Here is a 23,293-nt window from a genome sequence, read left to right as displayed (position 1 = left end):
GCTGCGGCTTTCTGGCGGTCAGAAGGACGGCCGTTTCAATCCGGCCGCAAGGTAGGCCGAGGCTAACGTATTGGCCATCAGCATGGCAATGGTCATCGGCCCGACACCACCGGGAACCGGCGTGATGGCTCCGGCGGCCTTGGCCGCTTCGGCATAGGCAACGTCGCCGACGAGGCGCGACTTGCCCTCACCCTTCTCTGGTGCGGGAATGCGGTTGATGCCGACATCGACGACGGTGGCGCCAGGCTTCACCCAATCGCCCTTGATCATCTCCGGCCGGCCGACGGCCGCGACCAGAATGTCGGCGGTGCGGGCAAGTGCCGGCAGGTCTTTGGTGCGGCTGTGGGCGATGGTGACGGTGCAATTGGCGGCAAGCAGGAGGTTGGCCATCGGCTTGCCGACGATGTTGGAGCGGCCGACGACGACCGCATTGAGGCCGGACAAATCCTTGCCGCGCACCCGCTCGATCAGAAGCATCGAGCCGGCCGGCGTGCAGGGCACGAAGGCAGTCTCGAGTTCACCGGTGCCGAGCTTGCCGACATTGATGAAATGGAAGCCGTCGACATCCTTTTCCGGCGCGATGGTCTGGATGATCTTGCCGGCATCGATATGGGCCGGCAGCGGAAGCTGCACCAGGATGCCGTTGATGGCCGGATCGGCGTTAAGGTCGCCGATGATCTCCAGCAATGCCGGTTCCGAGGTTTCGGCCGACAGCGTGTGCTGCACTGAATGAAAGCCGCATTCCTTCGCGGTGCGCGATTTGGAAGCGACATAGACCTGGCTGGCCGGATCCTCGCCGACGATGACCACTGCAAGACCGGGCTTGGCCTTGCCTTTGGCGACAAGCTCGGCGGTCAGGATCTTGACCGTCCGCACCACGTCTTCGGCAACGCTCTTACCATCAATCACTTCGGCCATGGACCACCCTCAACACCAAAATGCCCAAGCGCGACGCTTCGGGAAGCGACGCGCTTTCTGATCTTTAACAGCGTGGCATCTTCACGAAAATTCCCACACGCAATCCCGCCAAAGCGCCGTCCCATGCCGTTTACGCGAAACCGGCATGCTTTTGTACGACACGGCGAAGAATTTTGTGGCTCAGAAGTACCGGCGACGCGCGCGGCTCTCGGTGAGTTCGCGGACCGCTTCACGGAATTCGCGCAGGCTGGCGCGGATTTCCTCGATCGGCGCTTGCGGTTCGACATCCTCCGCGGCCTGCCGCGCCTCTACCGATGGCTGGCGAGGCTGGGATGACTGCTGCCGCGGGAAGGGCGGAGGCGCAGGGGCAGGCTGAGGCGGATAGGAGGGCTGGCCGGCATTGGGGGCCGACGTAGATTGCGGACGTGGATAGTCTGGCTGCTGTATGTAGGCCAAAGGCTGCGCGTAGGGATAGAGTTGCGGGCCCGAATACGCTCGCGGCGGCACCATTTGCGGAGGCTGAGGCGGCTGCGCCATCTGCGGCGGAAAGGGAGAATGGCCGCCGGGCTGGAAAGGCGGCGGGTAAGCAGCGGGAACTGGCTGCCGAGGCGCAATGGCCGGCGCCGACTGCGAATAGGGAGAGTACGTCGGATCTTGCGTTGATATCGCGTTTTCAGCGGATACCCAACCGTGGGTATCGAAGGGCTCCTCCGGGACCGGCTTGCGGAACACGGCCTTATGCAACCACGACAGCAACGCTCGGACCCGGCCGGGCTGTGTCTGTGGCTGTGGCGTGGTTTGCGCATGGTTCATCGACGAGGCCGACTCATGGCCAGCCTGATACCCGCCTGTCGCAGGCGACAGCTTCGGGTTCGTTGGCGTTTCGCGTTGTGAACGGGCGAGACGATGACGCGTGGCGGCATCCTCGCGCCATGACGGGTCCGCCCGGTCTCCGATCGAGACCAGGGATGCGTCGGGTTCGTCGCCACGCACAGCCTGGCCAAGCGCCAGCAACGAGCGCTCGCGCTTCCAGTCTTCGCGGTTTTCCCTGTCGACCATCGTCTGGAACTCTACTCCTTGGCGACCTGCGAACGCGATTGGCCATTCGTTAAGCCACGCTAAACAGGCATGGAAAACAAAAAGTTAATTTTTCGCGCCGACAGAGCGGCCTCCCTCTGTAATTGCATCTATTTGCAAAACACGCTGCGGCCGATGGCATTGCATGATCCCAATCGCAGCACGCGATCTCCCGTTCGTCCTGACGGGGGCTTCCCCAGGGAACAGCCAGCGTCTATGTGAAGGCCTTGCTTCGGAGGCTTTCCATGACGATCAGGCTTGTTCTCGCCGGCTGCGGCAATATGGGCTACGCCATGCTCTCGGGCTGGCTGAAATCCGGCAAGCTTGCGCCGTCGGCGGTTTTCGTGGTCGAGCCCAATGCCGATCTGCGCAATCGTGCGGCAACGCTAGGCTGCGCCACATCAGCCGATCCGGGCAGCATTCCAGCCGATGCCGTGCCCGATCTGGTCGTCATTGCGGTGAAGCCGCAGGTGATCCGCGATGTTACCGCCGCCTACAAGCGGTTCGCCGATGGCCGCACCACCTACGTCAGCATCGCCGCCGGCACGCCTACCGCCACCTTCGAGGACATCCTGGGCACTCTTGCGCCGGTTGTGCGCTGCATGCCCAACACGCCCGCGGCGATCGGCAAGGGCATGATGGTGGTGTTTTCCAATCCCCTGGTTTCCGACGACACCAAGCGTTTCGTCGCCGACCTTTTGTCGGCGAGCGGCGAAGTGACCACCATCGACGACGAGGGCCTGATGGACGCGGTGACCGCCGTGTCGGGATCGGGCCCGGCCTATATCTTCCATTTCATCGAGGCGCTGACCGTGGCCGCCGAGAAGGCCGGCCTGCCGACAGCGACCGCCAAGCTGCTCGCCATGCAGACCGTCTACGGCGCCGCCTCGCTCGCCGCCGAAAGCGGTGAGGAGCCGGGCGTGCTGCGCCAGCAGGTCACCAGCCCCAAGGGGACGACGGCCGCGGCGCTGGAGGTGCTGATGGGTGAGGACCGGCTGACGCGCCTTCTCACAGAGGCGGTGGAGGCTGCGCGGCTGCGGTCGATCGAGCTGGGCAAATAGAGCTCAGTTCGCCCCATACAGCATCTCGTCCTGCAGCCGGCGCAAGGCGAACAGCCTCGTCGTCTGGTCGGGTACGGCATTATCCGCAGTCAGCAATTCGCCTTTCCTGACCGGCTTCAGCACCCTGCCGCCTTCGAGCAGGCCGACCGGCACGGCGCGCTGGGCACGGGCTTCGCCGACGGTCATGGTCCAGGAGCGGTAGCAAGTCTCGCCGATCGCATCGAAGATTTCGCCGGCGGCAAGGTCGCGCTTGGCAACGGCACACACTTCGGCGACCGGCCGCGGCAGCGGCACCATGTCGGGCTTGCCGAAAAGCATGATGCGGGCAGCGGTCAGCGGCACCTCCAGCGAAGTCAGATGATAGGGCCGGAACAGGCTGTAATAGGGGCCGTGGCCGATATGCAGATCGTCCATGCGCTCGATGATGCGCGGATGCGTCGCCTCGACGATGACGAAGACGCCGGGCGCGACGCCCTTGCCGACCGTGTAGTCGACAACGCCTTTCTTCAGCAACAGACCGCCATCCTCGCGCGGAATGAGCACTTTGGCGAGATCGTCGCGGTCGGCCTTCGGGCCGTGCATGCCGGGCACATCGGGCACCAGCCCGGTGGCGTTGGCGATGGCGCACATCTCGACCATGGTCTTGGAACCGTCGACGAACTCGACCAGCATGCGCGGGTTCATGTTGCGGCGGATCGCTTCCTCGCGGTAGTCGTCCGGCACGGCATCGTGGTTGAGGGGGTTGTTCTTGCCCTTGCCGGCCGAGACGATGGTTAGCCCGAGCGCCGACGCAAACTCGATCAGTTCCATGCAGCTCGACGGCTCGTCGCCTGCGCCGACCGAATAGACGACGCCAAGCCGGTCGGCTTGCTGTTTGAGATAGCAGCCGATGGTGACGTCGGCCTCGACGTTCATCATCACCAGATGCTTGCCGTGCTCCATCGCCATCAGGTCGAAATCGGCGGCAACACCCGGCTTGCCGGTGGCGTCGATGACGACATCGATCAACGGATTGGTGACCAGCATCTCGTTGGAGGTGATGGCGATCTTGCCGTTCTCGATGGCGCCGGTGACTTTCGACGCGGTGCCGGCTTCGACCGCCATGGCTTCATCGCCATAGGCGATACGGATGGCATCGCGCGCGGTGTGCGGGCGGCGTGTAGAAACGGCGCAGACCGAAATGCCCGGCATCAGCATGCCTTGCGTGACCAGATCGGTGCCCATCTCGCCCGAACCGATGACGCCGATGCGCACAGGGCGGCCCTCGGCGGCACGCCTGGCGAGATCCCGGGCAAGGCCGGTCAGGGCGACATTGGTCATGCAGGAATGTCCCATGGTTCTTGAGTTGGAGGCGGCAATAGCAGGGAACCGCCCTCCTTTGCCAACGAAACCCTCGGCCGCGACTTCAGACCACCCTGACGTAGCTCGTCATTCCCGACTTCTGGTGCTCGATGATGTGGCAGTGCAGCAGCCAGTCGCCGGGATTGTCGGCGACGAAGCCGAGCTGAACCTTCTCGTTGGGCTGGATGAGATACGTATCGGAAATCACGGGCTGAACCTGGCGCGTCGAGGACGACAGCACTTTGAAGCTCATGCCGTGCAGATGCATCGGATGGGATTGCGGCGTCAAATTTTCCATGTCGATGACATAGCTCCCGCCGAGCTTCAATTCTGCCAGCGGCGCGGTCGGATCCGGCGCATCGCCGGGCCACGGCACCTTGTTGATGGCCCAAAAGCTGTAGCCAAGCGAACCGCAGATGCCATCGCTCGGGACGTTTTCCGCAGTGGCGCTCAGAGCCAGGGAAATATGCTTGGCGCTGGTGAGATCCACTTCCGCCACCGGATTGAGTTCCAGGGGTGCAACATCGCTGATATCACGCTTGAGCGAGCTTCCGGTCGTGCGCAGGGTCGCAAGCACCTTGGGCTTGGTGCCCCTGACGTCTCTCAAGCTGACACTCGCACCCTCGCCATCGGGCATACGGATGGCCAGTTCCAAGCGTTGGCCGGGGCCAAGCAGCAAGGCATCGGGGGAAAAACGCTGCTGCACCGGATTGCCGTCCAATGCGATGACTGTCGCCTCGGCGCCATCGACACGAAAGGCATAGATGCGCGTGACGTCGGTGATGGCGATCCTGAGCCGCACCAGCCCTCCGGCCGGCGCGTCATATTGCGGCTGGTCGAGCCAGTTGGCGGTGCGCACCGTGCCATAGGTGCCGGTTCTCGCAGCATCGCGCGGGCGGAACTGGTCTATGAACTGGCCGTCGTCACCGAGGCGCCAGTCGCGCAGATTGAGGACGACCTCGGCATCGAATTTCGGATCGTTCGGATTCTCGACCACGATGACGCCTGTCAGGCCGTGGCCCATCTGCTCCAACGTGTTGCAATGCGGGTGATACCAGAAAGTGCCGGCGTCGGGCGGCGTGAAGGCGTAGTCGAAATGATCGCCGGTGTAGACATAAGGCTGAACCAGAAACGGGACGCCGTCCATCTTATTGGGCACGCGAATGCCATGCCAATGAATCGTCGTCGGATCGTCGATCGCGTTGACAAGACGAGCGGCGAAGGGCTCGCCCTTTTTCATTCTGAGCACGGGCGGCATTCCGGCATTGCCGTAGGTCAGCACATCCCTGGTCTGGCCGACATCCATCAGCTTCGCCTGGGTCTTTGCCGTCTGCAAGACCACCGGCTCAGGCGTGGCAGCCGCCCAGCCGCCAAGCCGACCCATGGCCGAAAGCCCGATCCCGCCCGCGCCGGCAACCGCAGCCGTTTTCAAAAGTCTGCGGCGTGTGATTAGGGTCATTCGGCGCTCCAACTGCAAAGGCGACTGCACGCGAAGGTGTAACCGTCACGCCATGGATCACGAGCCGGCAACCAGTGCAAATTCTATTGAAGGCATGCCGCCGCTATTCAGCCGCCTCGGCATGCCGGCACGTAGTTGAGGATGGGGCCGAGCCAGCGCTCGACCTCCGCCAACGGCATCGCCTTGCGGCGCGCATAATCCTCGACCTGGTCGCGCTCGACCTTGGCGACGCCGAAATAATAGCTTTCGGGATGCGACAGATAGATGCCTGACACGGACGAGCCCGGCCACATCGCATAGCTTTCGGTCAGGCTCACGCCCGCATTGCGCTCACCGTCGAGCAGCCGGAACAGCGTGGCCTTTTCGGTATGGTCGGGCTGCGCCGGATAGCCTGGCGCCGGGCGGATGCCGCGATAGGGTTCGCCGATCAGCTCGTCGGGCGCCAATGATTCGTCTGGCGCGTAGCCCCAGAACTCCCTGCGCACCTTCTCATGCATGCACTCGGCAAAGGCCTCGGCGAAACGGTCGGCCAGCGCCTTGACCATGATCGAGGAATAGTCGTCATTGGCGCGCTCGAAGCGCTCGGCGATCGCCACCTCCTCGATGCCGGCGGTGACGATGAAGCCGCCGATATAGTCGGGCTTGCCGCTGTCCATTGGCGCGACGAAATCCGACAGCGCGACATTGGCCTTGCCGTCGCGCTTGGTCAGTTGCTGGCGCAGGGTGAAGAAGGTCGCCAGTTCCTTTGAGCGCTTGTCATCCGTGAACAGCCTGATGTCGTCGCCGACGGTGTTGGCCGGCCAGAAGCCGATGACGCCGCGTGGCGCAAACCATTTTTCGGCGATGATCTTTTTCAGCATCGCCTGCGCATCCTCGAACAACTGGCGCGCGGCGGGTCCTTGCGCTTCGTCTTCAAGGATTTTTGGATAACGGCCCTTCAGCTCCCAGGTCTGGAAGAACGGCGTCCAGTCGATGTAGCGCGCGAGTTCGGCCAGGTCCCAATTCTCGAAGACCTTCACGCCTGTGAAGGACGGCTTCGGCGGCTCATATTCAGACCAGTCGAGCCGATGCGCATTGGCCCTCGCCTTGGCCAGCGGCAGCCGCTGCTTGTCGGCTTCGGAGCGGGCATGCGCGTCGGCGACCTTCTTGTATTCGGCGCGCACCGTGTCGACGTAGCCGCCCCTGGTTTCGTTCGACAGCAAGGCTGAGACCACGCCGACCGCCCGGCTGGCGTCGGTGACATAGACCGCTTGTCCCTTGGTGTAGCGCGGGTGGATCTTCACCGCCGTGTGCACGCGGCTGGTCGTCGCGCCGCCGATCAGCAGCGGGATGTCGAAGCCTTCGCGCTCCATCTCGGCGGCCATATGCGCCATTTCATCGAGCGATGGCGTGATCAGGCCTGACAGTCCGATGATGTCGACTTGTCTCTCGCGCGCCGTCTGCAGGATCTTTGCCGCCGGCACCATGACGCCGAGATCGATGATCTCGTAATTGTTGCAGGCGAGCACGACGCCGACGATGTTCTTGCCGATGTCGTGGACATCGCCCTTCACCGTCGCCATCAGGATCTTGCCCGCCGTCTGGCGTTCGCCATTGTCGATGCCATTGGCGGCGTTGGCCAACTTCTCGGCTTCCATATGCGGCAGTAGTCCCGCCACCGCCTGCTTCATCACCCGCGCGGACTTCACCACTTGCGGCAGGAACATCTTTCCCGCGCCGAACAGGTCGCCGACGACGTTCATGCCGGCCATCAGCGGGCCTTCGATGACATGCAGCGGGCGCTCGGCGGCAAGCCGCGCTTCCTCGGTGTCGGCGTCGATGAACTCGGTGATGCCGTTGACCAGCGCATGGCTGATCCGCTGTTCGACCGGCAGTTCGCGCCAGGCAAGATCGCGCTCCTTGGCTTCTTGGCCCGCCGCGCCCTTGAAGCGTTCGGCGATCTCCAGCATGCGTTCAGTGGCGGTGCCGCCGGCCTTGGGCACACGGTTGAGCACGACATCCTCGCAGGCCTCGCGCAGCACCGGCTCGATCGTGTCGTAGACGGCGAGCTGGCCGGCATTGACGATCCCCATATCCATGCCGCGCTGGATGGCATGGTAGAGGAACACGGCATGCATGGCCTCGCGCACCGGCTCATTGCCGCGGAATGAGAAGGAGAGGTTCGACACACCGCCGGAAATGTGGACATGCGGCAGCGTCCCGGTGATCTCGCCCGCCGCTTCGATGAAGTCGACGCCGTAATTGTCGTGCTCCTCGATGCCGGTGGCAATGGCGAAGACATTGGGGTCGAAGACGATATCCTCGGGCGGGAAGCCGGCCTGTTCGGTCAAAAGCTTGTAGGCGCGGGTGCAGATTTCGACCTTGCGCGCCTTGGTGTCGGCCTGGCCATCCTCGTCGAACGCCATGACGACCACGGCGGCGCCATAGGCGCGCACGAGCCTGGCGTGATGCAGGAATGCCGCCTCGCCTTCCTTCATCGAGATGGAATTGACCAGCGGCTTGCCCTGCACGCATTTAAGGCCGGCCTCGATGATCTCCCATTTCGAACTGTCGACCATCACCGGGACACGGGCGATGTCGGGTTCGGCGGCGATCAGGTTGAGATACTCCACCATCGCCTTCTTCGAATCGATCAGGCCTTCGTCCATGTTGATGTCGATGATCTGCGCGCCGTTGGCGACCTGGTCGCGCGCCACGTCGAGCGCGGCGACATAGTCACCCGCCGTGATCAGCTTGCGGAACCTGGCTGAGCCGGTGACATTGGTGCGCTCGCCGACATTGACGAAGGGAATCTCATCCGTCAGCGTGAACGGTTCCAACCCGGACAGGCGCATCTTGCGCTCGATGTCGGGAATGGCGCGCGGCGGATATTTCCGCACCGCCTCGGCGATGGCGCGGATGTGCTCGGGCGTCGAACCGCAGCAGCCGCCGACGACATTGACCAGCCCCTCGCGAGCGAAATCCTCGATCTGCGCCGCCATGAATTCCGGGCTCTCGTCATAACGGCCGAATTCATTGGGCAGGCCGGCATTTGGATAGGCGCAGACAAAAGTGTTGGCGACGCCTGATATCTCGGCCAGATGCTCGCGCATGGCATTGGCGCCGAGCGCGCAGTTGAGGCCGATGGTGAAGGGGCTCGCATGCCGCACCGAATGCCAGAAGGCGGTCGGCGTCTGGCCCGACAGTGTGCGGCCGGAGAGGTCTGTGATGGTGCCGGAAATCATCACCGGCAGGCGCACGCCCTTCTCGTTGAAGATCTCCTCTGCCGCGAAAATCGCCGCCTTCGCGTTCAGCGTGTCGAAGATGGTCTCGATCAGGATGATGTCGGCGCCGCCATCGATCAGGCCGCGCAGCTGCTCGCCATAGGCGAGGCGCAATTCGTCGAAGGTCACGGCGCGATAGCCCGGATTGTTGACATCAGGCGACATCGAAGCGGTGCGGTTGGTTGGCCCGAGCGCACCGGCGACGAAGCGGCGCTTGCCATCCCGCTGCTGTGCTCTCAACGCGGCGCGCCGCACCAGCCGCGCTCCGTCGCGATTCAGCGCGTAGACGGCATCCTCCATGCCGTAATCGGCCTGGGCGATCGACGTCGAGGAGAAGGTGTTGGTCTCCAGGATATCCGCGCCTGCGATGGCATATTGATAGTGGATTTCCTCGATCGCCTGCGGCTGCGTCAGGATCAAAAGATCATTGTTGCCTTGCTGGTGGCAGGCGCAGCCGGCGAAGGCTTCGCCGCGAAACTGGTCTTCATCGAAACCCAGGCCCTGGATCTGCGTGCCCATGGCACCGTCAAGGATGAGGATGCGTTCGCTAGCCGCCGCCGTGAGCGCCGCAAGCACCTCCGACCCATCGGGCTTTGCCGCGACAGAGCCGAACAATGCGTCCAGCGATGCAGAATTCTGCGACATTTTTTATCCCCCTGGCGACAAGCCTGTTCGTGTCACATAAGGATATCTTTATGTCAATATACGGCAGACGCTCATCATTGTCACGCGCTGTTGCAAGCGTTGGCTTCCCAGCGCGATCGTTCCGTCGGCGCAAGGCGGCTGGACGAGGAGAAGGCGGCACGAACGAGCGTGGTTTCACGGACCCCGCTTCGGGCCGGTCGTTGCGGAGCTGAAGTGGCGCCGCGCTGCACGCTGACGGATCTGGGAGCGATGGTCGAGGATCATAACCCAATTCAAAGCCTGCTCAAAGCTTACTGGTGATCTGGTGCCGAACACGGATGGTGACGAAGCCTGAACAAGCATTCGAACTTTTTCGCCGGTTGGTGCATCTTTCAGTCGATGAGCTACGAAACTCGTATCGTGCCGAATGATGCCGAACTGGCAGTTGCCGCTCGGGGCGGTGATTGTGGTTGCCTCGGCCTGTTGCTGGAACGTCATCGCGCGCGGCTCTATGCGACAGCGCTGAATATGCTCGGCTATGGATCTGACGCCGAAGATGCAGTGCATGAGACGTTCCTGATCGCGCTGAGGCGCATCGGTGAACTCAAGGATCCGCAAGCCGTCGGTGGCTGGCTTGGCGCTGTGCTGTACCGATGCTGCCTGCAACAATTGCGTCGAAGACGACGCGAGATCTTGACCGCCGACATTCCCGACCGCCCTGACGAACGCGCTGGCATCGAGGAGCGGCTGGAGAAAATCGCGCTTCGCGAATGGGTTTGGGATGCCCTCCGCAAGCTTCCCGAGCCGCTGCAGGCCACCGCAATCTTGCGCTATTTTGGAAGCTATCAGTCCTACCAGGAACTGGCCGCCATTCTGGATGTGCCGATTGGGACGGTTCGCAGTCGTTTGTCGGAAGCCAAACGCAAGCTGGCGGAGATGCTGCTCGAAACGGCAGGCCTTGGCGACGCAGGGGCTCGCTCACAGTCTTGCGAACGCCAGCGATTTTACTCCGAAATCTTCAATGGACTCAACCGGCACGGCGAACGCGACCGCTTCCTCGGGCACTTTGCGGAAGATCTTCACCTGGTCCGTGGAGCGAGCGAACCGGTGTTGGGGCGTTCATTCCTTGCCGAGGAAGTCGACTCCGACACGGAAGCCGGCGTCCGCCTCGAGCCCCAGCGCATTCTCAGCGGCAGCCATGTCACAGTCATCGAAGGACGATTCATCAATCCGCCCGAAGACCCGTTCCACTGCCCGCCGGGTGTCGTCCTGGTGATCTTTCAACGAGGCGGCAAGGCCCGACGCTTGCACCTTCATCTTTCGCCGCGCCCGCCCAGAATCGAGGATGATTGATCGAACTTTTTCTCTCGTCGGTGACTCCTTGGAGCAAGGGGCCATCACAGAACGCCGCCTCGAATGGTTCCACAGAGGAGAGAGATCATGTCCGCCTTCGCAGTTTACCATATTGCTTCCAACGCATACCACGGCAAGCTCGGACCCCGCCGGTCGCGCCGCTTCCTTCAAACGGCGTTCGCATCGACTGTCGTCTGCGCCACATTTTTGTCACCGGGCTTAGGCTGGGCCGGCCAGGCTGAGGTCGACGCCACCTATAAGGACGTCGAGCGGACGCTCGGCTCGGTGCCAAGCTTTGTCCATCAGGTTTCAAAAGCGGCGCTGCCGGGCGCCTGGGCCGAGGTGAAGGCTCTGCAATTCTCGAACGACACCGCCCTGCCGCCGAAAGTCAAGGCTTTGATCTCGCTCGCCGTCTCCGCTCAAATTCCCTGCCAGTATTGCATCTGGGAAGACACCGAGAGCGCAAAACAGGCGGGCGCAACGGAGGACGAGATTGAAGAGGCCGTCGCCATCGCCGCTGTGTCACGCCACTGGAGCACCATCTTCAACGGCATGCAGGTCGATTTCGAAACCTTCAAGAAAGATCTCGGCGGCGATACCCAAGCGGCCGCGCCCGCCAAATAGGGCGAGCCTTGTCGGCACATTATCGGATCAAGGCCGGACCGCGACAGCCGCCGTCGGCAACCGAGGAAGTGAGTGGAATTGTAACTTTATAGGGAGGTAAAAATGCCAATAGTCTTCGGAGAATCCGTCAGCACGGTCAAAGACATCGTATCCGTGCTGAAGAAACACGGTGACGCGGTGCGTGGCACCTACCGTGCCCGCTACCGCTTCGAACGGCAGTCAAGCGATCCTTATACAACGCCGCTGCTGGAGCGACCGGCGAGCCTCAAGGACAATTCGCTGGCCGCAGTCTTTCCCTGGGAGCAGATCTTTGCCGCGGCGGCGGTGTGTGCCGGCTCGGACTATCCGATGCTGGCAGCGCATGCGGGGGTCGATCTGCGTTCAGTCGATTTTGTCGCGGAAGGCGTGTTCGACCCGCGTGGCGAGTTCGACGGACTTGATGGGCTCACGGCGCCCAGGGACGCCCGGCATTGCTATGTGTCCCTGCACCTGCGCGCGACCGTGTGTTCTTCGGCGCCGCGCGCCGACCTGGAGAAAATTCATGATCGCGCGATCTCCCACAACATGGTGCTTGGGGCCCTCAGAGGAATTCCCATGACCAGCGAATTGGTGATTCAGCAGGCGTGATCCCGTCGCAGAACTCGCCCGGCCTGATGGGTCGCACAGACTTTTGTCCCAAACATTCCTGACCTGTTGGGGCAGTTCGGCTGTCGCACTGTTCTCCATTCAGTGCATGTTTCAGTGCATGTTCCCACGACGACACTGCCGGGAGGCGGCAGGCATTTTAGCGCAGGCTAACGGAACAAGTTGCCGCTTCTGAAGTTTTGGGAAGCATGGCAAGACTGTGGGAATGTTAAGATGTTAGCCTCCGACCTAACGAAAGTTATCGAGCAGGATCATCTGGCTCTGGATGCCTTCGTAAAGGGCGATCCTGAGCCCTTGAAAGGCCTCTACTCGCGACAGGACGACGTCATAATTGCCAATCCCTTTGGCCCGCCGGCGAAGGGATGGAGAAAGGTCGCTGAGACCATGGAACGGGCCGCCACCAATTACCGGCACGGCAAGGCCATCGGCTTTGAGCGCATCTCCGAGTATGCGACGGCCGACTTGGGATACATCATCGAGGTCGAGCGATTCCAATCCAAGGTCGGCGGGGGCGACAAACTGGTGCCGATTGCGCTTCGGGTCACCACCATCTTCCGCCGGGAGGAAGGCGCGTGGAGGATCGTCCTTCGTCATGCCGATCCGATAACCTCGGTACGCTCACCGACGTCCATTGTCGGGGAGTAGAAGGACCAGTGCTTGCTGGCCGCCGGCAAAAGAAAGTCGGGCCTAATCTACACGCCCGACACCAGCCCGAACGCCTATCCCTAAAATCCGAGGACGCGCGTCGCCAAAGATAATAGACGCCGATCTTCGGATGTCGCCGAGGTCCAGGCATTCTCAAGCTTATGTGTACCACCCCTGTGTAATGGTGCTGCGAGAGAGGATTGAACTCTCGACCTCTCCCTTACCAAGGGAGTGCTCTACCACTGAGCTACCGCAGCCGCTGATGGCGGGGCTTCTGCCATATCGAACCGGCAAGCGCAAGGCCAAGTGCAACGCTTCTGTGAAAGCCTTTGCCGGATAGCTTTATTGACATGGCGGCGCCACAATGTTGGCTATCCCTGATTGGCAGGCTGGCTGGTCGCCGGCCCGGACGGGACCATGAACGACAAGACAATCCCAGCAAAAAAGGGCGGCATCAACCGCAAGGACCGGCTGGCCGAGCAATTGCGTGCCAATTTGCAGAAGCGCAAGGCGCAGTCGCGCTCGCGGCGCGCCGGCGATGCGGATCAGCGGCCGGACGGGATCGGCGCTGCGAAGGAAATACAAAAAGATTAACTCAAATCTGCCACTCTTGGCCCGGGGCGGGGCGAAATCCTATTTCTTGAACCAGCCAATTCCTTGAACCAGATTGGCCAATGGTCTAGACGGGCCGCTACTCAAACGATTGAACCGGCTTTTTTGAGCCGAGAGGGACGTTCTTCCATGGATCGCATCAGAATTGTCGGGGGCAACAAGCTCTCCGGAAGCATTCCGATCTCAGGCGCGAAAAACGCGGCGCTGCCTCTGATGATCGCCTCGCTTTTGACCGACGACACGCTGACGCTGGAAAACGTGCCGCATCTGGCCGATGTCGAGCAGTTGATCCGCATCCTGGGCAATCACGGCGTCGATTATTCGGTCAATGGCCGTCGCGAGAAGCAGAATGAAGGCTATTCGCGCACCATCACTTTCTCCGCCCGCAACATCGTCGACACGACGGCGCCCTACGAGCTGGTATCGAAGATGCGGGCGTCGTTCTGGGTGATCGGGCCGCTGCTGGCCCGCATGGGCGAGGCCAAGGTGTCGCTGCCCGGCGGTTGCGCCATCGGCACGCGCCCGGTCGATCTGTTCCTCGAAGGCTTGCAGGCGCTGGGCGCCGACATCGATGTCGACACCGGCTATGTCATCGCCAAAACCCGGAATGGCCGTCTTGTGGGCAACCGCTACGTATTCCCGAAGGTCTCTGTCGGCGCCACCCATGTGCTGATGATGGCCGCGGCGCTCGCCAAGGGCGAGACGGTGCTGGAAAATGCCGCCTGCGAACCCGAAATCGTCAACCTCGCCGAGTGCCTCAATGCCATGGGCGCGAAGATTTCCGGCGCCGGCACGCCTGTTATCACCATCGATGGCGTCGAATCGCTGTCGGGTGCCCGCGTGCGCGTCATTCCCGACCGCATCGAGACCGGCACCTACGCAATGGCGGTGGCAATGACTGGCGGCGACGTCGTGCTCGAGGGCGCACGCCCCGAACTGCTGCAGACAGCGCTCGACGTGATCTCCCAGACGGGTGCGGAGATCACGCAAACCAATTCCGGCATTCGTGTGAAGCGCAACGGCGCCGGCATTTCCCCAGTCGACGTAACGACGGCGCCCTTCCCGGCCTTCCCGACCGATTTGCAGGCGCAGTTCATGGGCCTGATGACGATGGCAAAGGGCAAGTCGCGCATCACCGAGACGATCTTCGAAAACCGTTTCATGCATGTGCAGGAACTGGCCCGGCTCGGCGCCCACATCACGCTTTCGGGCCAGACGGCAATCGTCGACGGCGTGCCGAAATTGAAGGGTGCGCCGGTCATGGCGACCGATCTTCGCGCCTCGGTCTCGCTGGTCATCGCCGGCCTGGCGGCCGAAGGCGAGACGACGGTCAACCGCGTCTATCATCTCGACCGCGGCTTCGAGCGGCTGGAAGAAAAGCTGTCCAACTGCGGCGCGGTGATCGAGCGGATTTCCGCATAGGCCAATCGCAAGGCCGTGCGGTGCGGTTGCGCGGACGGGAAAGACCGCCTAACAGAAGGTTCGGTTATCAACCTTCAGGTGCGAAATCCGCATGACTGCCCTTAAGCTTATCGCGCTCGACGACCAGGATCTGAGCATCGTTTCGGCCCATGTCCAGGATGCCGTGATGAAGGTCAGCGACCTCGAATTCCTGCCCGCGGCCAAGCGTTTCCTGATGACCATGAACCGTTTCGTGTGGGAGGCCAAATCCGGCCTGTTTCGCCAGCACAATGAGCGGCGGCAGGCGGTGCTGCATTTCGACCGGGTGCTCGGTGCCAAGACCAACGGCATCGCCCGCGACAAGCCGACTGAGGTCCTGTCCCTGCTGGCGATCAGCTTCATCGAGATCAGCAAGCCGGCCGGTATCGTCGAGCTGATCTTTGCGGGCGGCGGCACGATCATGCTCGATGTCGAGTGCATCGAGGCCCGTCTTGCCGACATCGGCGGCGCGTGGGAAGCCAGCTCGCGCCCGATCCATAAGGCCTGAACATCCGATGGCCATCACGCTTCGTCAGTCCGACGCCGATTTCGAGCAGCGTTTCGCCGCCTTCCTCCTGACCAAGCGGGAAGTGTCAGCCGATGTCGACGCCGCGGTGCGCGACATCATCGCGCGCGTCCGCGCCGAGGGGGACGCGGCGTTGATCGAGTATTCCCAGAAATTCGATCGCGCCGATCTGGCTGGATTAGGCATCGCCGTCTCGAAGGACGACATCGCCCAGGCTTACAAGGCCGCTGACCCAAAAACGATCGAGGCACTGGAATTCGCGCGCGACCGCATCCGCTCGCATCACGAACGGCAGCGGCCGAAGGACGATCGCTATAGCGATGCCGCCGGCGTCGAACTCGGCTGGCGCTGGACGGCGATCGAGGCGGTCGGGCTCTATGTGCCGGGCGGCACGGCGAGCTATCCGAGCTCGGTGCTGATGAACGCCGTACCTGCCAGGGTAGCCGGCGTCGAGCGCATCGTCATGGTCGTGCCGGCGCCCGGCGGCGTCATCAACCCGCTGGTGCTGGTGGCCGCCGATATATCAGGCGTGTCGGAAATCTACCGCGTCGGCGGCGCCCAGGCGATCGCAGCCCTTGCCTATGGAACCGAAACGATCCGGCCGGTCGCGAAGATCGTCGGCCCGGGCAACGCCTATGTCGCCGCAGCCAAGCGCCAGGTGTTCGGCACCGTCGGCATCGACATGATCGCCGGGCCGTCGGAAGTGCTCGTCGTGGCTGACGGCAGCAACGACCCGGACTGGATCGCCGCCGATTTGCTAGCCCAGGCCGAGCACGATGCGTCGGCGCAGTCGATCCTGGTCACCGACGACCCGGGCTTCGGCATCGCCGTCGAACAGGCGGTCGAACGCCAGTTGCAGAACCTGCCGCGCGCCGAAACGGCGGCGGCAAGCTGGCGCGATTTCGGCGCCGTGATCGAGGTCCCCACCATCGACGCCGCGCTACCGCTGGTCGACCGTATCGCCGCCGAACACGTCGAATTGGCAATCGACGATGCCGAGGGTTTTCTGGCCCGGATGCGCAATGCGGGTGCCGTCTTTCTCGGCCGCCATACGCCGGAAGCTATCGGCGACTATGTCGGCGGATCCAACCATGTGCTGCCAACGGCACGCTCGGCACGTTTCTCGTCCGGCCTGTCCGTGCTCGATTTCGTCAAGCGCACCTCGATCCTCAAGCTTGGGCCGGAGCAGTTGCGGATCTTGGCGCCGGCGGCGATTGCGCTGGCCAAGGCGGAAGGCCTTGAAGCACATGGCCGCTCCGTCGCCATACGGTTGAATATGTAGGCCGGCATGTCGGACTCCGATCAAACCCGCGGCAGGCTGATCGATGTCGAACTCGATGAATCGATCGGCCGTTCGACACCCGATGTCGAGCATGAACGCGCGGTGGCGATCTTCGATCTGATCGAGGAAAACAGTTTTCGACCCGTCAATGACAGCGGCGCCGGCCCCTATCGGCTGAAACTGTCGCTGGCCGAGCAGCGCCTGGTCTTTGCCGTGGCGCGAGAGGATGGCGCCGCCGTCGTCACCCACATCCTGTCGCTGACGCCGCTCAGGCGCATCGTCAAGGACTATTACATGATCTGCGAAAGCTATTACGATGCCATCCGCTCCTCGACGCCTAGCCACATCGAGGCGATCGACATGGGCCGCCGCGGCCTGCACAATGAGGGTTCGCGGACGCTGATGGACCGGCTCTCCGGCAAGATCGACATCGACTTCGATACGGCGCGCCGGCTGTTCACGCTGGTCTGCGTGCTGCACTGGCGGGGCTAGCCCTGGCACCCGGCGGCGGCCTTCCCCGTTCGATCCTGTTCCTGTGCGGGATGAATGCCGTGCGCTCGCCGATGGCGGAGCAACTGGCGAGGCGCATGCTGCCTGCCACCATCTTCGTCGCCTCGGCCGGCGTTCGCGCGGGCGAGCGCGATCCGTTCGTCGATGCGGTGCTGGCCGAGGAGGGTCTCACGCTGGGCGAGCGTCACCCAAGGACGATGGACGATCTCGAGGACGACTATTTCGACCTCATCGTCACGCTGGCTCCGGAAGCGCACCATGCGGCGCTTGAACTCACCCGCTCGCTCGCCGTCGAAGTCGAATACTGGCCGATGCCGGATCCCACCGATGCCGGCGGCACGCGCGATCAGATCATGGCAGCCTACAGGGACGTACGCGAGCGGCTGAAGTTGCGCATAGGTCGACGTTTCTTGCTTCCAGAAGCAAAAAACGCGACGGATTAAGCGTGTTCACAAGCGAACGATTATCATATAGGTTCCGCCGAAATTCCGGCTAGAGTCGGATGATTTCAGGTCTGTTCGAGCTGAAATCCGAATCCGCCTCTAAACCAAGAAGTAGAGCATGATGTCGTCCGAAAACCGCTTCACACTTTTCGGCATCATGGTCTAAGCGCCGGAACTACCATCCAAGCAAAGGTATCGAATGCCGAAGGAAGAAGTCCTCGAGTTTCCGGGTGTCGTGACGGAATTGTTGCCCAACGCGATGTTCCGGGTAAAGCTCGAAAACGAACACGAAATCATCGCCCATACGGCCGGCCGCATGCGCAAGAACCGCATCCGCGTGCTGACCGGCGACAAGGTTCTGGTCGAAATGACACCATACGACCTGACCAAGGGCCGCATCACCTATCGTTTCAAGTAAGCAAAGCCCGACTGGTCCGCGATGAGCATTTTGCATAAGCTGGTGCTTGCCTCGGGTTCGCCGCGCCGAATCGAGCTCTTGCAGCAAGCCGGTATCGAGCCGGACCGCGTGCTGCCTGCCGATGTCGACGAAACGCCGCTGCGTGCCGAGCATCCGCGCTCGCTGGCCAAGCGGCTGGCGAAGGAAAAGGCCGAGAAGGCATTCGCTTCGCTGACAATCGAAGCCGACTATGCGCCGGGCTTCGTGCTGGCCGCGGACACGGTGGTGGCCGTCGGGCGGCGCATCCTGCCCAAGGCCGAGACGCTCGACGACGCCGCCAACTGCCTCGGACTGTTGTCCGGCCGTTCGCACCGGGTCTATTCCGGCATCTGCCTGATCACGCCGGGCGGCAAACTCCGCCAACGGCTGGTCGAGACGCGGGTGCGCTTCAAGCGACTGCCGCGCGAAGAGATCGACGCCTATGTCGCCTCGGGCGAATGGCGCGGCAAAGCCGGCGGCTACGCTGTCCAGGGTCTCGCCGGCGCCTTCGTCGTCAAGCTGGTCGGCTCCTACACCAACGTCGTCGGGCTGCCGCTCTATGAGACGGTGGCGCTGCTATCCGGCGAAGGCTTCAAGATCCATCGAAGCTGGTCATCGCCGCGGCCATGAGCATCGACGACAAGGTGACGCCGCTACGGCCCAAACGCCCCTGCCCCGAATGCGGCAAGCCGTCGGCGCGCGAGACCTATCCATTCTGCTCGACGCGCTGCAAGGACATCGACCTCAATCGCTGGCTGAAGGGCGCCTATGTCATCTCGGCCCGCGACGACGAGGGCGAGACGGACCCCAACGCTCCGAAATAGGTCGTCAGGCGGCTTCGGTCTTGCGCCTCACGCGCGCCCAGGCCGGCAGCCAGTCGCCGTGAGCGGCGAGTAGGTCATCGACCAGTGACCAGATCTGGTCGAGATCAAGCTCGGCGGCGGTATGCGGGTCCATCATCGCTGCATGGTAGATGTGCTCTCGGTTCTCCGTCATCAGCGCCCGCACCGTCAGTTCCTGCACGTTGATGTTGGTGCGGATCAAGGCGGTCAATTGCGGCGGCAGTTCGCCGATATAAGTCGGCTGGATGCCGGAGGCGTCGACCAGGCACGGCACTTCGGCGGCGCAGTCGAAAGGCAGCGAGGTGATGCAGCCATTGTTGCGGACATTGCCGTAGATCACCGACGGTTCGCCGGTCCAGACCGAATTCATGATCGAGGAGGCATACTCTTTCGACTGCTCGACTTCGATGCGATCGGCCGAACGATAGGCTTCCGCCTGCCCCTTCCAGCGCTCGATCTGCTCGATGCAGCGCTTGGGATACTCATCCAGCGGGATGCCGTACTTCTCGATCAGGTCCGGGCGTCCGTCCTTGATGAAATAGGGCGTGTATTCGGCGAAATGCTCCGAGCTTTCGGTGACGAAATAGCCGAGCCTCGTCAGCATCTCGTAGCGCACCTTGTTGGGGCAGCGCGGGTTCCAGCCGGGCTTGGGCGCGCGGCCTTCGCGATAGGCGCGCACGAGATCTGGATAGAGATTGCGGTAGGAACCGTCCGGCTGGCGATGCTCGAAGCTGAGATAAAAGGCCATGTGGTTGATGCCGGCCGAGCGATAGCGGATTTCCTCATAGGGAAGGTCGAGATCGTGCGCCAGCTCCATTGCCGTGCCCTGCACCGAATGGCAGAGGCCGACCTGCCTGATCTCAGGATATTTCTCTGATATCGCCCAGGTGTTGATCGCCATCGGGTTGACATATTGCAGCATGATCGCCCGCGGGCAGACGGCGAGCATGTCCTCGCAGACCTTCCACAGATGCGGCACGGTCCGGAGCCCCCGCATAATGCCGCCGACGCCGAGCGTGTCGGCGATCGTCTGGCGCAGGCCGTATTTCTTCGGCACTTCGAAATCGGTGACCGTGCAGGGCTCGTAGCCGCCGATCTGGAACGCGACGACGACAAAATCGGCACCGGCCAGCGCCTTGCGCTGGTCCGAATGGGTCTCGGTCTTCGCCTTGACGCCAAGCGTCGCGATCAGCTTGTTGACGACGATGGCGCTCTCTTCCAGCCGTTGCGGATTGACGTCCATCAACGCGATCGTCGCGCCGGCAAGCGACGGGCGTTGCAGCACGTCGCCGACAATGTTCTTCATGAACACCGTCGAGCCGGCGCCGATGAACGTGATCTTGGGATTTCTTGCCATGCTAATCTCCGGCATATGTTCAGGCCACTTCGAAAGCGGCCCTGACGAGCCGTTCGGTGTAGGCGGTCTTGGGATTGGACAGGACGTCGTCGACGGGGCCTTGCTCGACGATCTTGCCGTTCTGCATGACGATGACGCGGTGGCACAGCGCGCGCACCAACTTGAGGTCATGCGAGATGAAGAGGTAGCTCAGGCCGCGCTCGTCCTGCAGCTTGCGCAAGAGGTCGATGATCTGCGCCTGGACGGAGAGGTCCAGCGCCGATGTCGGCTCGTCGAGCAGGATGAATTCGGGTTCGAGCGCTATGGCGCGAGCGATCGCGATGCGTTGCCGCTGGCCGCCGGAGAATTCGTGCGGAAACCGCGACAGTATATCGCCTGGCATGCCGGCGCTGACCAACGCGTCGCGCACTCGCTCTACCCGCTCGCGCCGCGTCGCTCCTATGCTGTTGACGATCAGCCCTTCCTCGATGATCTGCCCGATCGTCATGCGCGGGTTGAGCGAAGAGAACGGATCCTGGAAGACGATCTGCATGCGCGATCGCAAGGGCCGCATCTCGGCCCGCGACAGGCCGTGAATCGGCTTGCCGTCGAAGCGTATCTCGCCGCGCTTGGTGTCAATCAACCGGAGCAGGGCTTGGCCGAAGGTGGTCTTGCCGGAACCGGACTCACCGACCAGCCCCAGCGTCTCATGGCGGCACAGGCTGAGGCTGAGACCGTCGACGGCGACCAGTTCGCGCCAGTCCGGTTTCAGGAAGGTGCCGTGGCGCAACATGAAGGAGACGCGCACGCCGCTGGCCTCGAGGATGGTGCCGCAGCCGGCGGGGAGCGGCTTCGGCTGCCCGCGCGGCTCGGAAGCCAGAAGCCGCCTCGTATAGGGATGCTGCGGATCGGCAAACAGCCGTTCGGTGACGTTGTGCTCGCACATTTCGCCATGCTGCATGACATAGACGTAGTCGGAGAACTGGCGCACGACGGTCAGGTCGTGGGTAATCAGGATTACCGCCATGCGCAGCTCTTTCTGCAGGCTGCGGATCAGGTTCAGGATCTGCGCCTGGACGGTGACATCGAGCGCCGTGGTCGGCTCATCGGCGATCAAGACATCGGGATTGTTGGCAAGCGCCATCGCGATCATCACCCGCTGGCGCTGCCCGCCTGACAGCTGGTGCGGGTATTGCCTGAGCCGCGCGGCGGGATCGGGAATCTGCACGTGCTGTAGAAGTTCCAGTGCCCGCGCCCAGGCCTGCTTGCGGCTGACCTTGCGATGCACCCTGATCGCCTCGACGATCTGGCTGCCGACCGTGTAAATCGGGTTGAGCGAGCTCATCGGCTCCTGGAAGATCATCGAAATGCGGTTGCCGCGCAGCTTGCGCCTCGCGCTCTCGGGGAACTTCAGGATGTTTTGTCCGTCATAGCACACGCTCGATTCGGGCGACACCGTGGCGCGCCGCGACAGCAGTCCCATGACGGTGCGCGCCGTCACCGACTTGCCGGAACCGGATTCGCCGACGATGGCGATCGTCTCGCCGCGATAGAGCTGGAACGAGATGTCCTTGACCGCGTCGACGACGCCATGCTCGACCTTGAAGGCCACGGCGACGTTGCGGGCGTCGATGACGGGCTGATCCTGGCGCCCGTCGTGATCGTGGCGGACGGTCGGTGCGAAGGATACGGCGAGCGCGACTGACATCTGTGCCACCTCAGTAGGGATCGACGGCGTCGCGCAGGCCGTCGCCAAGCGCGTTGAAGGCAAAGACGGTGACGAGCACGAAGCCGACCGGCGACAAGATCCAGGGATAGGTGCCGATGACCGAATAGGTCGCGGTATCCTGCAGCATCAGGCCCCACGAGATCAGCGGCGGCTTGACGGCGAAGCCGAGGAAACCGAGGAAGGATTCGAGCAGCACCACCGTCGGGATCGCCAACGTCACGGCCACGATCACATGGCTCATCACATTGGGGAAGATGTGCTGCATGATGATGCGCCGGTCGGTGGCGCCGACCGCCATGGCGGCGCGGACATACTCGATCCGCGCCAGCGCCAAAGTCTTGCCGCGCACCTCGCGCGACATCTGCGCCCAACCCAATGCCGACATGACGATGATGACGAAAGCGAGAAAGACGTTGGTGGGAGCAGTAACCGGGATCAATGTCGTCAGCGCCAGGTAAAGCGGCAGTTGCGGGAAAGCGAGCACCAGGTCGACGAAGCGCTGCATCCAGACATCGAACCTGCCGCCGAAATAGCCGGAGACCATGCCGACGGTGGTGCCGATGACGGTGATGATGAAGACGACCGTCAGCGCGATCATCAGCGAGACGCGCGAGCCATGGATGGCGCGCGACAGCACGTCGCGGCCGAATTTGTCTGTGCCGAGGAAATGTACCGGCTGGCCATCCAGCGAGCCGAACAAATGCCGGTCCGCCGGTATGAGCCCGAACAGCTTGTAGGGTGCGCCGTGCGCAAAGAAACCAAGCAGCCTCGGATGGTCATAGTCAGGACCAACGACAGGCTGGAAGGTGACCGGATCGAGATCCGCCGAATCGGCGAGCGCATAGACCCTTGGCCGAGCCGTGAAACCGCCGTCCTTGTCATGGAAAACAGGCACCTGCGGCGGAGCGAAGCCGACGTCCGTGACCTTCGGGTCCATCGGCGCGATGAACTCGGCGAACACGGCCATCACCAACAGGAGCACGACAAGCCAAAGCCCGGCCATGCCGGTCCAGGAGCGCTTCAACCGGCGCCAGACAAGCGCGATATAGCTCTCATTGCCGCGCTGCGGCTTCTCGATTGTGCCTTCGGCAGGCAGCGGTGGTGGCAGATTGTCGAAAGCCAGCATC

At 62.7% G+C, this 23,293-nt stretch carries 21 protein-coding genes, 1 tRNA gene and 1 pseudogene; 14 read left to right on the top strand and 9 right to left on the bottom strand.

Going from position 1 to position 23,293, the window contains the following annotated elements; genetic code table 11:
- Positions 1–18: 18 nt before the first annotated feature.
- The gene (gene folD / locus NKJ89_RS11290; protein ID WP_023758378.1) at positions 19–918 is read right to left on the bottom strand and encodes a bifunctional methylenetetrahydrofolate dehydrogenase/methenyltetrahydrofolate cyclohydrolase FolD; all 900 of its coding nucleotides are present in this window, start codon (positions 916–918) and stop codon (positions 19–21) included.
- Between the two features lie 846 nt (positions 919–1,764).
- Positions 1,765–1,977: pseudogene (locus NKJ89_RS35745) on the bottom strand (hypothetical protein); the annotation flags it as partial.
- A gap of 263 nt (positions 1,978–2,240) precedes the next feature.
- On the opposite strand from NKJ89_RS35745, the gene proC reads away from it, so the two are divergent.
- Entirely contained in the window at positions 2,241–3,056 is an 816-nt protein-coding gene (proC, locus tag NKJ89_RS11280) for a pyrroline-5-carboxylate reductase (RefSeq protein ID WP_352602358.1), read from the top strand.
- Positions 3,057–3,059: 3 nt separating this feature from the next.
- On the opposite strand, the gene NKJ89_RS11275 is transcribed toward proC, so the two are convergent.
- From NKJ89_RS11275 to metH, 3 genes are all read right to left on the bottom strand, one after another.
- Positions 3,060–4,376, bottom strand: coding sequence for an NAD(P)H-dependent oxidoreductase (locus NKJ89_RS11275; RefSeq protein ID WP_352602356.1), 1,317 nt, complete (start codon positions 4,374–4,376; stop codon positions 3,060–3,062).
- A gap of 85 nt (positions 4,377–4,461) precedes the next feature.
- The gene (locus tag NKJ89_RS11270) at positions 4,462–5,856 is read right to left on the bottom strand and encodes a multicopper oxidase family protein (RefSeq protein ID WP_352602354.1); all 1,395 of its coding nucleotides are present in this window, start codon (positions 5,854–5,856) and stop codon (positions 4,462–4,464) included.
- 107 nt (positions 5,857–5,963) lie between these two features.
- Positions 5,964–9,764 (bottom strand): methionine synthase, encoded by a 3,801-nt coding sequence (gene metH, locus NKJ89_RS11265; protein WP_352602352.1) that lies wholly within the window; start codon positions 9,762–9,764, stop codon positions 5,964–5,966.
- A gap of 378 nt (positions 9,765–10,142) precedes the next feature.
- Here metH and NKJ89_RS11260 point away from each other — a divergent pair, with 378 nt between their 5' ends.
- From NKJ89_RS11260 to NKJ89_RS11245, 4 genes are all read left to right on the top strand, one after another.
- Positions 10,143–11,096, top strand: a complete 954-nt coding sequence (locus NKJ89_RS11260; protein ID WP_352602350.1) for an RNA polymerase sigma factor — start codon at positions 10,143–10,145, stop codon at positions 11,094–11,096.
- 87 nt (positions 11,097–11,183) lie between these two features.
- The gene (locus NKJ89_RS11255; protein ID WP_352602348.1) at positions 11,184–11,720 is read left to right on the top strand and encodes a carboxymuconolactone decarboxylase family protein; all 537 of its coding nucleotides are present in this window, start codon (positions 11,184–11,186) and stop codon (positions 11,718–11,720) included.
- Between the two features lie 102 nt (positions 11,721–11,822).
- The gene (locus tag NKJ89_RS11250) at positions 11,823–12,347 is read left to right on the top strand and encodes an OsmC family protein (protein ID WP_352602346.1); all 525 of its coding nucleotides are present in this window, start codon (positions 11,823–11,825) and stop codon (positions 12,345–12,347) included.
- Between the two features lie 231 nt (positions 12,348–12,578).
- On the top strand, positions 12,579–13,010 hold the full coding sequence (locus NKJ89_RS11245) for a YybH family protein (RefSeq protein ID WP_352602445.1): 432 nt from the start codon (positions 12,579–12,581) through the stop codon (positions 13,008–13,010).
- A gap of 182 nt (positions 13,011–13,192) precedes the next feature.
- On the opposite strand, the gene NKJ89_RS11240 is transcribed toward NKJ89_RS11245, so the two are convergent.
- A tRNA-Thr gene (locus NKJ89_RS11240) sits at positions 13,193–13,267 on the bottom strand.
- A 160-nt stretch (positions 13,268–13,427) separates the two neighbouring features.
- On the opposite strand from NKJ89_RS11240, the gene NKJ89_RS11235 reads away from it, so the two are divergent.
- The 9 genes from NKJ89_RS11235 to yacG all read left to right on the top strand — a co-directional run bounded on the left by NKJ89_RS11235 (position 13,428) and on the right by yacG (position 19,083).
- The gene (locus NKJ89_RS11235) at positions 13,428–13,604 is read left to right on the top strand and encodes a hypothetical protein (RefSeq protein ID WP_352602344.1); all 177 of its coding nucleotides are present in this window, start codon (positions 13,428–13,430) and stop codon (positions 13,602–13,604) included.
- A 147-nt stretch (positions 13,605–13,751) separates the two neighbouring features.
- Positions 13,752–15,044 carry a UDP-N-acetylglucosamine 1-carboxyvinyltransferase gene (gene murA, locus NKJ89_RS11230; RefSeq protein ID WP_023758393.1) on the top strand — a complete coding sequence of 431 codons (1,293 nt, stop codon included), beginning with the start codon at positions 13,752–13,754 and terminating at the stop codon, positions 15,042–15,044.
- Positions 15,045–15,135: 91 nt separating this feature from the next.
- Positions 15,136–15,570: a DUF2948 family protein gene (locus tag NKJ89_RS11225; protein ID WP_023758394.1), complete on the top strand. Its 435-nt coding sequence runs from the start codon at positions 15,136–15,138 to the stop codon at positions 15,568–15,570.
- Positions 15,571–15,577: 7 nt separating this feature from the next.
- Positions 15,578–16,870 carry a histidinol dehydrogenase gene (gene hisD / locus NKJ89_RS11220; RefSeq protein WP_352602342.1) on the top strand — a complete coding sequence of 431 codons (1,293 nt, stop codon included), beginning with the start codon at positions 15,578–15,580 and terminating at the stop codon, positions 16,868–16,870.
- 6 nt (positions 16,871–16,876) lie between these two features.
- Positions 16,877–17,362: a UPF0262 family protein gene (locus NKJ89_RS11215; protein WP_352487184.1), complete on the top strand. Its 486-nt coding sequence runs from the start codon at positions 16,877–16,879 to the stop codon at positions 17,360–17,362.
- Between the two features lie 2 nt (positions 17,363–17,364).
- Positions 17,365–17,823, top strand: a complete 459-nt coding sequence (locus NKJ89_RS11210) for an arsenate-mycothiol transferase ArsC (protein WP_352602443.1) — start codon at positions 17,365–17,367, stop codon at positions 17,821–17,823.
- Positions 17,824–18,022: 199 nt separating this feature from the next.
- Positions 18,023–18,241: a translation initiation factor IF-1 gene (infA, locus tag NKJ89_RS11205; RefSeq protein ID WP_006200926.1), complete on the top strand. Its 219-nt coding sequence runs from the start codon at positions 18,023–18,025 to the stop codon at positions 18,239–18,241.
- 21 nt (positions 18,242–18,262) lie between these two features.
- Positions 18,263–18,889 carry a Maf-like protein gene (locus NKJ89_RS11200; protein WP_352602340.1) on the top strand — a complete coding sequence of 209 codons (627 nt, stop codon included), beginning with the start codon at positions 18,263–18,265 and terminating at the stop codon, positions 18,887–18,889.
- Entirely contained in the window at positions 18,886–19,083 is a 198-nt protein-coding gene (yacG, locus tag NKJ89_RS11195; RefSeq protein WP_352602338.1) for a DNA gyrase inhibitor YacG, read from the top strand. The genes NKJ89_RS11200 and yacG overlap by 4 nt, the downstream gene beginning before the upstream one ends.
- A gap of 4 nt (positions 19,084–19,087) precedes the next feature.
- On the opposite strand, the gene NKJ89_RS11190 is transcribed toward yacG, so the two are convergent.
- The 3 genes from NKJ89_RS11190 to NKJ89_RS11180 are packed head-to-tail and all read right to left on the bottom strand — an operon-like array spanning position 19,088 to position 23,292.
- Positions 19,088–20,458 (bottom strand): alpha-glucosidase/alpha-galactosidase, encoded by a 1,371-nt coding sequence (locus NKJ89_RS11190; protein WP_023758400.1) that lies wholly within the window; start codon positions 20,456–20,458, stop codon positions 19,088–19,090.
- Positions 20,459–20,477: 19 nt separating this feature from the next.
- Positions 20,478–22,145, bottom strand: coding sequence for an ABC transporter ATP-binding protein (locus NKJ89_RS11185; protein WP_352602336.1), 1,668 nt, complete (start codon positions 22,143–22,145; stop codon positions 20,478–20,480).
- 10 nt (positions 22,146–22,155) lie between these two features.
- Positions 22,156–23,292 carry an ABC transporter permease gene (locus NKJ89_RS11180; protein ID WP_352602334.1) on the bottom strand — a complete coding sequence of 379 codons (1,137 nt, stop codon included), beginning with the start codon at positions 23,290–23,292 and terminating at the stop codon, positions 22,156–22,158.
- Between the last annotated feature and the right edge of the window lies 1 nt (position 23,293).

Source organism: Mesorhizobium sp. M0047 (assembly GCF_040323315.1).
In the GTDB taxonomy this organism is placed as follows: Bacteria; Pseudomonadota; Alphaproteobacteria; order Rhizobiales; family Rhizobiaceae; genus Mesorhizobium.
This window is presented reverse-complemented; position numbering and strand designations above follow the sequence as displayed.

Coding starts and splice junctions, on each gene's coding strand:
- NKJ89_RS11185 (WP_352602336.1), bottom strand. CDS start 22,145: ATGTCAGTCGCGCTCGCCGTATCCTTCGCACCGACCGTCCGCCACGAT.
- NKJ89_RS11270 (WP_352602354.1), bottom strand. CDS start 5,856: ATGACCCTAATCACACGCCGCAGACTTTTGAAAACGGCTGCGGTTGCC.
- NKJ89_RS11250 (WP_352602346.1), top strand. CDS start 11,823: ATGCCAATAGTCTTCGGAGAATCCGTCAGCACGGTCAAAGACATCGTA.
- yacG (WP_352602338.1), top strand. CDS start 18,886: ATGAGCATCGACGACAAGGTGACGCCGCTACGGCCCAAACGCCCCTGC.
- hisD (WP_352602342.1), top strand. CDS start 15,578: ATGGCCATCACGCTTCGTCAGTCCGACGCCGATTTCGAGCAGCGTTTC.
- murA (WP_023758393.1), top strand. CDS start 13,752: ATGGATCGCATCAGAATTGTCGGGGGCAACAAGCTCTCCGGAAGCATT.
- NKJ89_RS11275 (WP_352602356.1), bottom strand. CDS start 4,376: ATGACCAATGTCGCCCTGACCGGCCTTGCCCGGGATCTCGCCAGGCGT.
- infA (WP_006200926.1), top strand. CDS start 18,023: ATGCCGAAGGAAGAAGTCCTCGAGTTTCCGGGTGTCGTGACGGAATTG.
- NKJ89_RS11190 (WP_023758400.1), bottom strand. CDS start 20,458: ATGGCAAGAAATCCCAAGATCACGTTCATCGGCGCCGGCTCGACGGTG.
- folD (WP_023758378.1), bottom strand. CDS start 918: ATGGCCGAAGTGATTGATGGTAAGAGCGTTGCCGAAGACGTGGTGCGG.
- NKJ89_RS11255 (WP_352602348.1), top strand. CDS start 11,184: ATGTCCGCCTTCGCAGTTTACCATATTGCTTCCAACGCATACCACGGC.
- NKJ89_RS11200 (WP_352602340.1), top strand. CDS start 18,263: ATGAGCATTTTGCATAAGCTGGTGCTTGCCTCGGGTTCGCCGCGCCGA.
- NKJ89_RS11235 (WP_352602344.1), top strand. CDS start 13,428: ATGAACGACAAGACAATCCCAGCAAAAAAGGGCGGCATCAACCGCAAG.
- proC (WP_352602358.1), top strand. CDS start 2,241: ATGACGATCAGGCTTGTTCTCGCCGGCTGCGGCAATATGGGCTACGCC.
- NKJ89_RS11260 (WP_352602350.1), top strand. CDS start 10,143: ATGAGCTACGAAACTCGTATCGTGCCGAATGATGCCGAACTGGCAGTT.
- NKJ89_RS11245 (WP_352602445.1), top strand. CDS start 12,579: ATGTTAGCCTCCGACCTAACGAAAGTTATCGAGCAGGATCATCTGGCT.
- metH (WP_352602352.1), bottom strand. CDS start 9,764: ATGTCGCAGAATTCTGCATCGCTGGACGCATTGTTCGGCTCTGTCGCG.
- NKJ89_RS11180 (WP_352602334.1), bottom strand. CDS start 23,292: ATGCTGGCTTTCGACAATCTGCCACCACCGCTGCCTGCCGAAGGCACA.
- NKJ89_RS11215 (WP_352487184.1), top strand. CDS start 16,877: ATGTCGGACTCCGATCAAACCCGCGGCAGGCTGATCGATGTCGAACTC.
- NKJ89_RS11225 (WP_023758394.1), top strand. CDS start 15,136: ATGACTGCCCTTAAGCTTATCGCGCTCGACGACCAGGATCTGAGCATC.